13 protein-coding genes are annotated in these 14,087 nt (G+C 71.1%); 9 read left to right on the forward strand and 4 right to left on the reverse strand.

What is annotated here, in order from left to right:
• Window positions 1-72 precede the first annotated feature (72 nt).
• Window positions 73-1,428, reverse strand: a complete 1,356-nt coding sequence (locus N8I87_RS21675) for an aspartate aminotransferase family protein (protein WP_263210908.1) — start codon at window positions 1,426-1,428, stop codon at window positions 73-75.
• Between the two features lie 177 nt (window positions 1,429-1,605).
• On the opposite strand from N8I87_RS21675, the gene N8I87_RS21680 reads away from it, so the two are divergent.
• Together N8I87_RS21680 and N8I87_RS44415 are read left to right on the forward strand one after the other, a co-directional pair.
• Complete coding sequence (locus N8I87_RS21680) at window positions 1,606-3,108, forward strand: serine/threonine-protein kinase (protein ID WP_411577266.1); 1,503 nt, start codon at window positions 1,606-1,608, stop codon at window positions 3,106-3,108.
• The gene (locus tag N8I87_RS44415; RefSeq protein ID WP_411577267.1) at window positions 3,102-3,653 is read left to right on the forward strand and encodes a hypothetical protein; all 552 of its coding nucleotides are present in this window, start codon (window positions 3,102-3,104) and stop codon (window positions 3,651-3,653) included. The genes N8I87_RS21680 and N8I87_RS44415 overlap by 7 nt, the downstream gene beginning before the upstream one ends.
• 258 nt (window positions 3,654-3,911) lie before the next feature.
• On the opposite strand, the gene N8I87_RS21685 is transcribed toward N8I87_RS44415, so the two are convergent.
• Complete coding sequence (locus N8I87_RS21685; protein ID WP_263210910.1) at window positions 3,912-4,664, reverse strand: SLATT domain-containing protein; 753 nt, start codon at window positions 4,662-4,664, stop codon at window positions 3,912-3,914.
• Window positions 4,665-4,913: 249 nt separating this feature from the next.
• On the opposite strand from N8I87_RS21685, the gene N8I87_RS21690 reads away from it, so the two are divergent.
• The 7 genes from N8I87_RS21690 (at window position 4,914) to N8I87_RS21720 (ending at window position 11,368) form a co-directional block, all read left to right on the forward strand.
• On the forward strand, window positions 4,914-5,258 hold the full coding sequence (locus N8I87_RS21690; protein WP_263216581.1) for a YbaB/EbfC family nucleoid-associated protein: 345 nt from the start codon (window positions 4,914-4,916) through the stop codon (window positions 5,256-5,258).
• 55 nt (window positions 5,259-5,313) lie between these two features.
• Window positions 5,314-5,913 carry a recombination mediator RecR gene (recR, locus tag N8I87_RS21695; RefSeq protein ID WP_235460829.1) on the forward strand — a complete coding sequence of 200 codons (600 nt, stop codon included), beginning with the start codon at window positions 5,314-5,316 and terminating at the stop codon, window positions 5,911-5,913.
• Window positions 5,906-6,565 (forward strand): DUF5063 domain-containing protein, encoded by a 660-nt coding sequence (locus tag N8I87_RS21700; protein ID WP_263210912.1) that lies wholly within the window; start codon window positions 5,906-5,908, stop codon window positions 6,563-6,565. The genes recR and N8I87_RS21700 overlap by 8 nt, the downstream gene beginning before the upstream one ends.
• A 168-nt stretch (window positions 6,566-6,733) precedes the next feature.
• Window positions 6,734-8,011, forward strand: coding sequence for an aspartate kinase (locus tag N8I87_RS21705; RefSeq protein ID WP_263210913.1), 1,278 nt, complete (start codon window positions 6,734-6,736; stop codon window positions 8,009-8,011).
• Window positions 8,011-9,078 carry an aspartate-semialdehyde dehydrogenase gene (locus tag N8I87_RS21710; protein WP_263210914.1) on the forward strand — a complete coding sequence of 356 codons (1,068 nt, stop codon included), beginning with the start codon at window positions 8,011-8,013 and terminating at the stop codon, window positions 9,076-9,078. Before N8I87_RS21705 ends, N8I87_RS21710 begins: the two co-directional genes overlap by 1 nt.
• 452 nt (window positions 9,079-9,530) lie before the next feature.
• A complete protein-coding gene (locus N8I87_RS21715) occupies window positions 9,531-10,205 on the forward strand; it encodes a SigE family RNA polymerase sigma factor (protein WP_411577268.1) in 675 nt (224 codons plus the stop codon).
• A gap of 113 nt (window positions 10,206-10,318) precedes the next feature.
• Window positions 10,319-11,368: a hypothetical protein gene (locus N8I87_RS21720; protein ID WP_411577269.1), complete on the forward strand. Its 1,050-nt coding sequence runs from the start codon at window positions 10,319-10,321 to the stop codon at window positions 11,366-11,368.
• Window positions 11,369-11,419: 51 nt separating this feature from the next.
• Here N8I87_RS21720 and N8I87_RS21725 read toward each other — a convergent pair whose 3' ends face one another.
• Both N8I87_RS21725 and N8I87_RS21730 read right to left on the reverse strand, forming a co-directional pair.
• Window positions 11,420-12,211: an SURF1 family protein gene (locus N8I87_RS21725; RefSeq protein WP_263210916.1), complete on the reverse strand. Its 792-nt coding sequence runs from the start codon at window positions 12,209-12,211 to the stop codon at window positions 11,420-11,422.
• Between the two features lie 60 nt (window positions 12,212-12,271).
• On the reverse strand, window positions 12,272-14,077 hold the full coding sequence (locus N8I87_RS21730; protein ID WP_263210917.1) for an alkaline phosphatase family protein: 1,806 nt from the start codon (window positions 14,075-14,077) through the stop codon (window positions 12,272-12,274).
• Window positions 14,078-14,087: the final 10 nt, after the last annotated feature.

Below are 14,087 nucleotides of genomic sequence, written 5' to 3' on the forward strand. Positions count from 1 at the left end.
GTCCATATCTACGAGCACGTCACCTTACGCGTTCGAGTTCCCCCTGGTGAGCTTCGGTGTTGCGGTCGTCACTCACACCGTGTATTCGTCGGCCACGCTCAGCGCGACGTCCAGGGCCGCGAGGCCCTCCTTCAGCTCGGCCTCGCTCACGTTGCAGGGAGGCACGATGTGCGTGCGGTTCATGTTGACGAAGGGCCACAGGCCGTTCTTCTTCGCGGCGGCACCGAAGGCGGCCATCGGCGCGTTCGCTTCGCCCGCCGCGTTGTACGGCACCAGCGGCTCCCGGGTCTCCCGGTTCTTCACCAGGTCGAGGGCCCAGAACATGCCCACGCCGCGCACCTCGCCGACGCTCGGGTGCCGCTCGGCCAGCGCGCGCAGGCCGGGTTCCACGACGCTCGCGCCCAGGTTCTTCGCGTTGGTGACGACACCGTCCTCCGCCATCACATTGATGGTGGCGACGGCGGCGGCGCAGGCCAGCGGATGGCCGGAGTACGTCAGACCGCCCGGGTAGGCCCGCTTGCCGAAGGTCTCCGCGATCTTCCCGGAGATGGCGACACCGCCGAGCGGCACATATCCGGAGTTCACGCCCTTGGCGAAGGTCATCAGGTCGGGCACGACATCGAACAGGTCGGACGCGAACCACTCACCGGTGCGTCCGAACCCGGCCATGACCTCGTCCAGGACGAACACGATCCCGTACGTGTCGCACAGCTCCCGCACGCCCGCGAGATAGCCGGGCGGCGGAACCATGATCCCCGCGGTGCCCGGAATCGTCTCCAGGACGATCGCGGCGATGGTGCCGGGACCCTCGAAGGCGATCGTCGTCTCCAGGTGCTCCAGGGCCCGCGCGCACTCCTGCTCCTCGGTCTCCGCGTAGAAGCGGGAGCGGTAGAGGTAGGGCGCCCAGAAGTGGACGACACCGGCGGTGGCGCTGTCGGAGGGCCAGCGGCGCGGGTCACCGGTGATGTTCACCGCCTGCTGCGTACCGCCGTGGTACGAGCGGTACGCCGACAGCACCTTCGCGCGGCCCGTGTGCAGCCGGGCCATGCGCACCGCGTGCTCGACGGCGTCCGCGCCGCCGTTGGTGAAGAAGATCTTGTCCAGGTCGCCCGGCGTCCGCTCGGCGATCAGCCGGGCCGCCTCCGAGCGCGCCTCGACGGCGAAGGCGGGCGCGAAGGTGGTCAGGCGTGCGGCCTGCTCCTGGATCGCGGCGACGACCTTCGGGTGCTGGTAGCCGATGTTGGTGTAGACGAGCCCGCTCGTGAAGTCGAGGTAGCGCTTGCCGTCGTAGTCCCAGAAGTACGACCCCTCGGCGCCGGCCACGGCGAGCGGGTCTATGAGCTCCTGGGCGGACCAGGAGTGGAAGACGTGTGCACGGTCCGCGGCCTTCACGGCGGCGCCGGCTTCGGGATTCGGCTGAGGGGTCATGCGGGCGAGCGTAAATGTCCGCGCAGCGAACGCGGTATCGGCGACCTGTTCCCTGGTAGGGGGGTTTCCACGACAGATTGTCTGTTACGGAACCGTAGACACCGCCCCGCGCGACCACCCTCACGACCGCACTATTCTCGGTTCGTTGCACACCTACGGGGGGAAGGCGGCGCAGCCATGGAGAAGCTCGGGCCCGGTGACCCGCAGCGCATCGGCGCGTACCGGCTGCTGGCTCGGCTCGGCGCGGGCGGCATGGGGCATGTGTATCTGGCCCGGTCGGACCGGGGCCGTACCGTCGCCGTGAAGCTGGTGCGCGAGGAGCTCGCCGAGCAGGAGGAGTTCCGGGCCCGGTTCCGACAGGAGGTGCAGGCCGCGCGCAGGGTCGGCGGCCACTGGACCGCACCCGTGCTGGACGCGGACACCGAGGCCGCCGTGCCGTGGGTGGCCACCGGGTATGTCGCCGGACCCAGCCTCCAGCAGGTGGTCGGGCACGACCACGGAGCGCTGCCCGAGCGTTCGGTACGGATCCTGGCGGCCGGGCTCGCGCACGCGCTCAAGGACATCCACGCCGCCGGGATCGTGCACCGTGACCTCAAGCCGTCCAACGTGCTGGTGACCATCGACGGGCCGCGTGTCATCGACTTCGGTATCGCGCGGGCCCTGGAGACCCTGGCCGGGGACGGGCTCACCCGCACCGGCTCCCTGGTCGGCTCGCCCGGCTTCATGGCGCCCGAGCAGGTGCGCGGCGACCGGATCACGCCCGCCTGCGACGTCTTCTGCCTCGGCTCCGTGCTCGCCTACGCGGCGACCGGCAAGCTTCCCTTCGGCACCGCCAACAGCGGGGTGCACGCCCTGATGTTCCGGATCGCCCAGGAGGAGCCCGACCTGGAGAGCGTGCCCGAGGGCATCGCCGACCTGGTGCGCGACTGTCTGAAGAAGGACCCGGCCGCCCGGCCGACGCTGGACCGGATCCTGGAGCGCACCGGCGCCGAGGACACGGTGTCCGGAGGCCGCTCGCGGGACCCGTGGCTGCCGGGTGCGCTGGTGGCCCAGCTGGGGCGGCACGCGGTGCAGCTGCTGGAGGCCGAGGATCCGGAGGGGGCGGCGGAGGGTCCGGCAGGGGCCGATTCCCGGTCGGCTCCGCCTGCGTCTCCCGCGCCTCCCGCGTCTGTGCCCGGCCGGCCCGCGCCCGGCCCCGGGGGGGACGGTACGCCCGACCCCGCCCCCGCGTGGATCCACAAGCAGACCCCCGCACCCGGCTCGCCCCCGGGCACGCCCCCGCGCCCGGCTCCTCCCCCGAGCACGCGCCCGCCTCCGACGACGCCTCCGCGCCGCCCCCGCCCGGGGACCCGCGCCCCAACGGCGGCGGACCGGGGGTCAACCACCTGCCCACCATGGTCGCCCCGGGCCAGACGCCCCCGCCGGGTGCGCCCCCGGTCCACCCGGCGTACGGCTACCCGCAGCAGCACCCGCAGCCCTCCGCCTACGGCCATCCGCAGCAGCCCGGCGCCGGTGCCTGGCCCGGTTCCGGGCAGCCGTACAACCCGTACGCGGGCGGCGTCGGCTCGACCCCGCCGTACGGCCCGCCGCCGATGGGCTCGACCCCGCCGTACGGACCCGGCGGCATTCCGCCGCGGGAGCCGCGCCAGAGCGGCCGGTCCACGGCACTCCTCGTGGTGATCGCGCTGGTCGTCGCGCTCGCCGCGGGCGGCTCGGTGTACGCCCTGATGAAGGGCGGCGGCAGCGACGACAAGGGCGGGGGCACCAATTCCCCCGGCCCGACCACCGGCGCGCCCACGACCGCCGGCCCGACCACCTCCGGGCCCGACCCGACGACCTCGCAGCCCACCTCCTCGGCACCGTCGGACGGCACGATCCCGGCCGGTTACCTGGGGACCTGGGAGACGTCGATCGACAACGCCACCGGGCACAACACCCGCCAACTGACCATCGAGCAGGGCGACGTGGGGGACACGGTCCTGACACTGGTCGCCGACGGGCCCGTCGCAGGCGGCGGCAGCTACCACTGTGTCTTCACCGCGGAGCTGGCCGAACAGCCCAGCGGCAACGGCCCGTTGGAGATCGGCCCGTCCACCGTCTCCTCCGGCGAGCCGCTCTCGTCCTGCTCGCCCGGCGAGGCCACCGAGGTCACGCTGCTGTCGGACGGACGGCTGCGGCGGGCGAAGCAGGGCAACGGGGAGAGCCTGACCTACACGAAGCAGTGATGTGGTGAGGGCCAACTCCCTTTATCCGCGAGCTCGTTGAACGCCCAGCGAACTTCAGCCGACGAGACCGGATTGTCCCTCCGGGCGCCCGTACGGTGACCCCACCGGGACCCCCAGGGCGGCACGGGTGGGCGATGGGGGTCCCCCCTGCTCGAGCGAAGCCGAGAGCTTGGGGGAGGCACCCCGCAGCGCCGGGCTGCGCGACCCACCCCCGCCCAGCCCCAGCACAGGGCACCTCATCAGCACCGGACGTGAAACCTATCGCGGCTCCGGCGGCCGCTGCCGAGGCATGTTGGGCCGGGCGCCGGCCCCCGGCGGCAACGGGAACCGCCCAGGCAACCCCCCCGACTCCCCCCGCCCCCCGGACCCGGCCACGGCCGCCTGGATCCCCAACGGCGCGGACCCCGTCCGGAACTCCACCATCCAGTCGGCAGTCTCCACCCGCACCAACTCCGTCACGTCCTCGGAGAACCTCCGCAGCACCCCCAGACACCGCTCGGTGGCCTCACTCGCCGTGCCCTCGGCCGGCCCCAGAACCTCCCGCACACACTCCGACGCCCAGTCGAACTGCAACACCTGCAACCGCCGCTGCACGGCCTGCGCGGTGGCCACGTCCCTTATCCACCCCGACGTGACCCCGAAGAACCGGTCGACACCGGCACACGCCACCGCGACCATCAGCGCCAGATACCCCCACGGCGCACCCCCACCGAGCACCCCGGTCAGATCCAGCAGCGGCAGCACGCTCCCGCACACGGCCCCCGTGGCCGTCCCCGCCCGCAGCGCCCGCGCCCCGCGCCGCTTCCACACCCGGTCCGCGAGGTACCAGGCCGCCGTCTCCAGAGCCCCCCGCTCCACCCACCGGTACAGCTCGTCCAGCCGCTCGGCCGGCTCCCCCCAGTCCCCGGGCGGAAACATCCGCCCGGTCAGATCGCCCGGCCGCAGCCCGGCCGCCCCCTCGCCCCGCCCGTCCTGAGGCGGACCCTCGGGCTGCATCTCCGGCTGACCCACCCGGCACTCCCTACTGATCGCGACCGGTCACGTTGAGTGACATCTGCATGCTGACGCGCGCGGCACCTTTCCTACCGCCCAATGGGTGGCGAAGGCGAAGCTTTCGCCTCTTTTCCGCTCGGAAGGGGGCCTTGATCAGGTATAGGACTCACGGCAATCTCACTCGAAAGAGTGGCGGGGCGATGCCTGCGTGGACCACGTAGGCTCGTGCACAACGGAGAACAACGAGAACCGAACCAGGAGCTGATCGTGATCCCCGGTGGTGGCCAGCCCAATATGCAGCAGCTGCTCCAGCAGGCCCAGAAGATGCAGCAGGACCTGGCGAAGGCCCAGGAAGAACTGGCGAACACGGAGGTCGACGGTCAGTCGGGCGGGGGTCTCGTGAAGGCCACGGTCACCGGCTCCGGCGAGCTGCGCGGACTCGTGATCGACCCGAAGGCCGTGGACCCGGAGGACATCGAGACCCTCGCCGACCTGATCGTCGCGGCCGTCCAGGCGGCCAACGAGAACGCGCAGACCCTCCAGCAGCAGAAGCTCGGCCCGCTGGCCCAGGGTCTCGGCGGCGGCAGCGGCATCCCCGGCCTGCCTTTCTAAGACAGGCCGCGGCCAACTACGGTACGTACAGGAAGACTCCAGGAAGGGCAGTCCGTTGTACGAAGGCGTGGTCCAGGACCTGATCGACGAGCTGGGGCGGCTGCCCGGCGTCGGTCCCAAGAGCGCGCAGCGGATCGCCTTCCACATCCTGCAGGCCGAGCCGACGGACGTACGGCGCCTGGCCCAGGCGCTCCTGGAGGTGAAGGCGAAGGTCCGCTTCTGCGCGACCTGCGGCAACGTCGCGCAGGAGGAGCTGTGCGCGGTCTGCCGCGACCCCCGCCGCGACCAGTCGGTCATCTGCGTGGTCGAGGAGCCCAAGGACGTCGTCGCGATCGAGCGCACCCGTGAGTTCCGGGGCCGCTACCACGTCCTCGGCGGCGCGATCAGCCCGATCGAGGGCGTGGGCCCCGACGATCTCCGGATACGGGAACTCCTGGCCCGCCTGGCCGACGGAACGGTCACCGAACTGATCCTGGCCACGGACCCCAATCTCGAAGGCGAGGCGACGGCCACGTACCTCGCCCGCATGATCAAACCCATGGGCCTCAAGGTCACCCGCCTGGCCAGCGGCCTCCCGGTGGGTGGCGACCTGGAATACGCGGACGAGGTCACGCTCGGCCGCGCCTTCGAGGGGAGACGACTCCTAGATGTCTGACGCCACGCTGCACGCCACGACGCAGAACCCGGACGACTTCGCGGTCCAGATCGCGGATCAGGTCGAGAGTTTCCTGGTGGCCGTCTCGGAGGTCGCGAGGGGCGACGAGCCGGACTCGGCGGTCCCCTTCCTCCTGCTGGAGGTCTCGCAGCTGCTCCTGGCCGGCGGCCGGCTCGGCGCGCACGAGGACATCGTCCCCGACGAGCGCTACGAGCCCGATCCCGGTTTCGAGCCGGACGTGGACGAACTCCGGGAGAACCTGGCCCGCCTCCTGGAGCCGGTCGACGTCTACTCGGAGGTCTTCGACCCCTACGAGCCCCGCAAGGCCTCCGTCCCGGCCCGTATCTCCGACGACCTCGCCGACGTCATCACCGACCTCCGCCACGGCATGGCCCACTACCGCGCGGGCCGCACCACCGAGGCCCTGTGGTGGTGGCAGTTCTCCTACTTCTCCAACTGGGGCTCCACGGCCTCGGCCACCCTGCGCGCCCTGCACTCCGTCCTCGCCCACGTCCGCCTCAACCAGCCCCTGGAGGAGCTGAACGGCCTGGACACCGACCAGAGCATGGGCGACGACACCCTGGAGTTCGAGGCGGGCAAGGTGATGGAGCAGGAGATCGCCGGCCCCCTGGGCATGCGCCAGGGCCAGTGAGATCCGTGAGGTCCGTGTGAAGCGCAGATCACAGCCATCACTTGCCTGACATTGGGCAAGAGGAGTCACGAAGCGGGTTGCCGGATCTCACGATGCGGTTCCCCGAGGGCAAAATTCGGACGCTCGTTAGACTGAGCGGGCAATCGACGGACTGAGCGAGGAGCGCACGTGGGCCTTGTCGTGCAGAAGTACGGAGGCTCCTCCGTAGCCGATGCCGAGGGCATCAAGCGCGTCGCCAAGCGGATCGTGGAAGCGAAGAAGAACGGCAACCAGGTGGTTGTCGTCGTTTCCGCGATGGGCGACACGACGGACGAGCTGATCGATCTCGCCGAGCAGGTGTCTCCGATGCCTGTCGGGCGTGAGTTCGACATGCTGCTGACCGCCGGAGAGAGGATCTCCATGGCCCTGCTGGCCATGGCGATCAAAAACCTGGGCCACGAGGCCCAGTCCTTCACCGGCAGCCAGGCAGGCGTCATCACCGACTCGGTCCACAACAAAGCCCGGATCATCGACGTCACGCCGGGCCGGATCCGGGACTCCCTGGACAAGGGCAACATCGCGATCGTCGCCGGGTTCCAGGGCGTCAGCCAGGACAAGAAGGACATCACCACGCTCGGGCGCGGCGGGTCCGACACCACGGCGGTGGCCCTCGCGGCCGCGCTGGACGCCGAGGTCTGCGAGATCTACACCGACGTCGACGGCGTGTTCACCGCCGACCCCCGTGTGGTGAAGAAGGCGAAGAAGATCGACTGGATCGCCTTCGAGGACATGCTGGAGCTCGCCGCCTCCGGCTCCAAGGTGCTGCTCCACCGCTGCGTGGAGTACGCGCGCCGTTACAACATCCCGATCCACGTCCGCTCCTCGTTCAGCGGGCTGCAGGGCACGTGGGTCAGCAGCGAGCCGATCGAGCAAGGGGACAAGAAGGTGGAGCAGGCCATCATCTCGGGTGTCGCGCACGACACCTCCGAGGCCAAGATCACGGTTGTCGGTGTGCCGGACAAGCCCGGCGAGGCCGCCTCCATCTTCCGCGCGATCGCCGACGCCGAGATCAACATCGACATGGTCGTGCAGAACGTGTCCGCCGCCTCCACGGGCCTGACGGACATCTCCTTCACGCTGCCGAAGACCGAGGGCCGCAAGGCCATCGACGCCCTGGAGAAGAGCAAGGCCGGCATCGGCTTCGACTCGCTGCGCTACGACGACCAGATCGGCAAGATCTCCCTGGTCGGCGCGGGCATGAAGACCAACCCGGGCGTCACCGCCTCCTTCTTCGAGGCGCTGTCCGACGCGGGGGTGAACATCGAGCTGATCTCCACCTCGGAGATCCGTATCTCGGTCGTCACCCGCGCCGACGACGTGTCGGAGGCGGTCCGGGCCGTGCACACCGCCTTCGGGCTCGACTCCGACACCGACGAGGCGGTCGTGTACGGAGGCACCGGCCGCTGATGGCCGCGACCGGTCCGGCCGTACGTCCGACGCTCGCGGTCGTGGGAGCGACCGGGGCCGTCGGTACGGTCATGCTCCAGATCCTGTCCCAGCGCAAGGACGTCTGGGGCGAGATCCGCCTGATCGCCTCCCCGCGCTCGGCCGGCCGCAAGCTGGCCGTGCGTGGCGCGGAGGTCGAGGTGGTGGCCCTGTCGGAGGAGGCCTTCGACGGGGTCGACGTCGCCATGTTCGACGTGCCCGACGAGGTCGCCGCGCAGTGGGCGCCGATCGCCGCGGCCAAGGGCGTGGTGGTGGTCGACAACTCCGGCGCCTTCCGGATGGACCCGGAGGTGCCGCTCGTGGTGCCCGAGGTCAATCCGCACTGCGCGCGTCGCCGGCCGCGCGGCATCATCTCCAACCCCAACTGCACGACCCTGTCGATGATCGTCGCCCTGGGCGCGCTGCACGCCGAGTTCGGGCTGCGCGAGCTGGTGGTGTCGTCGTACCAGGCGGTGAGCGGGGCGGGGCGCGCCGGTGTCGAGACGCTGCGGGCCCAGCTGTCCCTGGTGGCCGGTACGGAGCTGGGGACCAGCCCCGGTGACGTACGCCGGGCCGTCGGGGAGAACACCGGGCCGTTCCCGGAGCCGGTCGCGCTGAACGTCGTACCGTGGGCCGGGTCGCTCAGGGAGGACGGCTGGTCGTCGGAGGAGATGAAGGTGCGGGACGAGTCCCGCAAGATCCTCGGACTGCCGAAGCTGCCGGTGGCCGTGACCTGTGTGCGCGTGCCGGTGATCACCACGCACTCCCTCACCGTCCACGCCCGCTTCCAGGAAGAGGTCACCGTCGACCGCGCCCGCGAGATCCTCGCCACGGCGCCCGGTGTCGTCCTCTTCGACGATCCGGCCGCCGGTGAGTTCCCCACCCCCGCCGATGTGGTGGGGACCGACCCGACCTGGGTCGGGCGGCTGCGGCGGGCGCTGGACGACCCCACCGCGCTCGAACTCTTCGTATGCGGGGACAACCTGCGCAAAGGTGCCGCGCTGAACACCGCGCAGATCGCGGAACTGGTGGCGGCGGAGTTCTCGTGACGCCCGCGCGGGGTGTCGTGACGCCCGCGTGGGGTGTCGTGAGGCCCACACCTCACCGGAAAACCGGTGGATGGGAGCGCATCCATTTGTAGGATCTGTGTAAGACGCAAGGGGTCGGATTAATGGTCCGTACCACTTGATCCGGGCCTCTCGGCGTCCGAAGATTTTTCTCCCCGCCCCCGCAACCGCGCGAAGGGCGGGGAGCGTCTTTGCGGACGCCCTTGCGGGGCGTGGGACGCGATGGTCAAGGCGTGGGGACGCCGCGATCTGGGCGTGGGGACGCTCGTTCATATGGGACATAGGGGAAGAGCGGGACGCATGACGGCACTTGAGGTTCCGTCGGGTGTACTGCCGGCCGCGGAGACGCCGTCGGCCGTGCCATCCGACGCGTCTGACGCAAAAGTGATGCTCGGCGCGTACAACCCCGGAGGGGGTGAGCGTGTCCAACTGGCGTGGCAGAGGTACTCGAACTCAGTGCGGCGACCCGCGGTACGGCCCTTCGGCCGCCCCGCGCGGTGTTGCGGCCCCGCATGCCCGGTGCGCCCGGCGGCATGCCGGTGATCGCGCCCATGCCCGCAGCGCGGCCCGCCCGCATACCCGACCAGCGTGACGGCGCCGACGAGTCCGCGGTGGCCGGCACGACCGTCGACCACCTCACCGAGACCTACCGGGCGCACTACCGCTCGCTGCTCGGCCTCGCCGCGCTCCTCCTCGACGACACCGCCTCCTGCGAGGACGTCGTCCAGGAGGCCTTCATCCGCGTCCACTCGGCCCGCAAGCGCGTCCGGGACCCGGAGAAGACCCTCGCCTATCTCCGCCAGACGGTCGTCAACCTCTCCCGCTCGGCCCTGCGCCGCCGCATCCTCGGCCTGAAGATCCTCTCCAAGCCGATGCCGGACATGGCGAGCGCCGAGGAGGGCGCCTACGACCAGCTGGAGCGCGACTCCCTCATCAAGGCGATGAAGGGCCTGCAACGCCGCCAGCGCGAGGTCCTGGTCCTGCGCTACTTCGCGGACATGACCGAGGCGCAGGTCGCCGAGACGCTCGGGATATCCCTGGGCTCGGTCAAGGCGTACGGCTCGCGCGGCATCGCGGCGCTGCGCGTGGCGATGGAGGCACCGGCATGAGAGAAGATGCCGAAGGGCGGGACTCCCATGATCGCCACGAGCCCTACGCCTGGCACGAGCCGATGGAACGGCCTGAGCAAGAGCACACGCAATCGCACGCTGGGAACGGAACTGTGAACGACAGCCCCGACGACAAGGGCCCCGAGGGGCTCGGCTCGGACGAGCTGGCACTGCGCCGGATGCTGCACTCGGCCGTCCAGGACGTCGAGCCGCGCGACGGCACGCTGGAACACCTGCGGCGCGCGGTACCCGCCCGGCGGGCCCGCAAGCGGCAGGCCGCCGTCGGCATGGCCGCCGCCGCCCTGTTCATCGGCACCGCCGTCCCGGCCCTCGTGCACGTCTCCAACTCCGGCGGCTTCGACCCCAACACCTCCAACGCCGGCCAGGCCTCGCAGGCCCAGGGCGGCGTGGGCCAGGGCAAGAACCCGGACGGGGGCACCAGCACCTCGGGCGGCTCCGGCGGCAAGACCTCGGGCACGGGGCAGGACGGCAAGAAGGAGTCCGGCAAGGGCAAGACCGGCGGCAACGGCACCGGCTCGACCGGTGGCACCGACCCCGCGGCCTCCGCGGGCACCAGCGCCCCGGTGTGCACGGCGGCCCAGCTGGGCTCGGCCACGGGGACCGTGAACACCCCCGACTCCGCCGGCGTCGTCTACGGCACCTTCCGGGTCACCAACATCTCCACCAGCAGCTGCACCGTCGACGGCGCGGGCAGCGTGAGCACCCTCGCGCAGGGCGCCGCGGACGCCACCAAGATCGGTGCGGCGCGGCATGTGTCGGGCGACGCGGCGGCCGGCCTGCCCGACCCGTCCCTGGAGGCGGCCGCGCTGGTCCTGCAGCCCGGCTCGGCCTACGAGGAGAAGTTCGCCTTCGTGCCCTCGGCGGCCTGCCCCACCACCGGCGGCAACAACGGCGGCACGGACCCCACCGGCCCCTCTCCCTCGCCGACGCCCAGCCAGGACGCCAGCGCGAGCGGCGGCACGGACGGCGGCGGCAGCACGTCCTCGGGCGTCACCACCCAGCTGCTCACCGAGGACGGCCCGGCCGACGGCAGTGTCGTGGTGACCCACACTCCGCAGGCGGGCTCGCCCGCGGTCTCGGCGACGGTGTCCAACGCGTGCGCCGGGACGGTCTACTGGACCGGGGTGCTGTCGGCGTCGTAGCCGGTCTGCCGATCCGTCTCGGCGGCGGGGGACGCCGTCGGTGCGCCCGACTCAGACGCCGGACGGGGCGGAGACGCCCTCCTCGTCCGGTACCAGGCCCAGCGCCGCGTCCCGGGCGAACTCCAGCTCGCGGCGCAGCAGCCGGAACCACATGAAGACCACGAAGCCCGCGAAGACGAACCACTCACCGGTGTAGCCGAGATTCTGGAACGCCTTCAGGTCCAGCCCGGTGTTGTCCGGGGCGGTCGCGGGCACGGCCTTCATCCCGGAGTCGCCCTTGTCGAGCGTGACCCACGCGTCGTACACCCGGTACGGCACGAGGTTCACCAGTGACGCCGAGCTGATCGCCGCCGTCTGCCCGGACGGCAGCCCGCCCTGGGCGCTGACGCCGTTGTCCCCCGGCGTCTCGGACGCCTGCAGCGCACCTGTGACGGTGACCTCGCCGGCGGGTGGAGCGGGTGCTTTCGCCGAGTCGGCTTCGCCCGGCAGCCAGCCCCGCACCACCGGCAGCGCCTTGCCGGAGTCGGTGCGCAGCAGCGTCATCACATAGAAGCCGCTCCTGTTGTCCAGTTCCCGGCCGGGCACCAGGAACTGCTTGTCGTACCGGCCGGTGGCGGTGGCCCGCTTGCCCGACGTGCTCTTGTCGACGGGCAGCAGCTCGGCCAGCGGCCGGGCCGCCTCCGACCTGCCCGAGGAGGCCTGCTCGGTGGCGGCCCGGTGGTCCTGCACCCGCGCCTCGAACCGGCCCAGCTGCCACGACCCCATGAAGATGCAGAAGGGGATGGAGAGCAGCACGAAGACGTTGATGCCCCACCAGCGGGGTGTCAGCAGAAACCGGTACACGCCGTCAACGGTACGGGGCGATCGCGCGGTGACGGGCCCGGGGGTCCCGGCGGCGCCGGATCAGCCGACGGTCACGGTGAACGGTCCGGCCAGGACCGAGTAGCCGTCGTTCGCGAGGTAGTACGCGTCGTATGTGCCGTTGCCCTTGAGCTTGCCGGTGGAGAAGGTCAGGGCACCGCTGGCATCAGGGGCGTAGGACCAGGTCAGCGAGGACTGCTGGCCCGGTCTGACGCCTGCCGGGTAGAAGCCGACCCAGTTCTTCGCACTCACCTGGGACGGGGACGGCACTGAATAGCGAAGGGTGACGTTGCTGCCGCCCGTGACCGCGTTCAGGTCGCCGGTGAGGGTCGGGGCCGTGGCGGTGGACGGTGCGAACGCGGCGTTCAGCGGGGTCGCGTAGGCGTCGTTGCCGGTGAGGGCGGGCAGGCCGAGGGCCGACTCGATGGTGCGGGCGATGCCGTAGTGGTCGTAGTGCGCCGGGCTGCTGGTGCCGGCCGGGACGGTGCCCTGCGATCCGACGACCGTGGTGACGATGTGGTTGTAGGCCTCGCTGTTGCTCTCGTCCCAGGTCAGGACGAGCAGCGAGCGCTCCTGGGTCCAGGCGGGGGAGGCCAGCACCGGGGCGAGGGTCTGCTTCAGCCAGCCGTCCTGCGTCCTCAGGCTGGTGGGACTGCCGTTGCCGGAGGCCTCGCCGTCGTAGTAGTCGTCGGCGGCGATCCAGGAGAAGTCCGGGGTGGTCGCGGCCGACCGGAGGTCGGTGGTCAGCTGCGAGGTGTCGAACAGGTGTGCGGCGCAGCGGGAGGCGTTGCCGCTGATGTCGGTGTAGTTGATGAACGGCGCGTCGTCGGGCTCGTAGTAGCGGTCGAAGTTGTCGCTGGTGTTGCAGGGTGTGCCCATGCCCTGCTCGTAGGCCTTCCAGCTCTTGCTGGCCGCCTCGACGGTGTCGCCCAGGTTGCGCTGCGGGGAGTTGATGTTGGGCCAGTACGTGGCGCCCTTGGCGTAGGTGTCGCCGCCGGCGACGGCGAGGTAGTTCTCGTCGCTCGGGTGGTAGACGCCGTGGAAGTCGGTCAGCGTGGCGCCCTGGTTCATCAGGCTGTGCATGTACGGCGTGTCCGCCGGGTCGTTCGTGATCGCGGAGTAGTCGGTGTTCTCCATCATGATCATGAATACGTGGTCGTAGCCGGGCACGCGCGACGCGGGCGGGGTGACCGGGGCCGGCGCGGTGACCGGGGTGTTCAGGGTCAGCGAGAGGTTGTCCAGGTAGCCGGTCTCGTTGGACGTCGACAGGAACTGCACCTCGACCTGGATGGAGCGGGTCCCGGCCGGGACCGGGCCGGTGGTGCTGCGGGAGAGGAACTTTGTGGCCAGCCCCCGGTCGCTCGCGGAGACCGCCGGCAGCTTGGCGGTCGTACCGATCGGGTGGCCGCTCGCGTCCTGGAAGTGCAGGCCGACCGAGACATAGCCGCCGTAGACGGTCCAGCCGCCGAGCCAGCCCGAGAGGTCGTAGCTCACCTGGCCGCCGTCGATGGCCCCGGCCGCCGAGGCCACGTCCACGGTCTGCGTCATCGCGCCGTCGCCGAAGTTGCCGGGCCCGAAGAAGGCCTTGCCGGGCGCCTTGCCGTCGCCGGGCAGCCCGAAGGACCCGGCGGTGTGGCACATGACGTCCAGCCCGCCCGCCTCGGTGGTCCAGCCGGGTACGGTGGATGCCGCACCCCAGTCATTGGTGCAGTACCCGCCGCTCTCCGCGTCGCCGTTCACGATCAGATTGCCGCTGCCGCCCGCCGCCCGAGCGGGACCGGGAGCGCAGACGATCAATGCACCGAGGAGGGCGACCAGCCCGCCGAAGGATCTCCAGCGCAGTCTCATTCGTGTACCT

It is taken from the genome of Streptomyces sp. HUAS 15-9 (genome assembly GCF_025642155.1).
GTDB lineage: Bacteria > Actinomycetota > Actinomycetes > Streptomycetales > Streptomycetaceae > Streptomyces.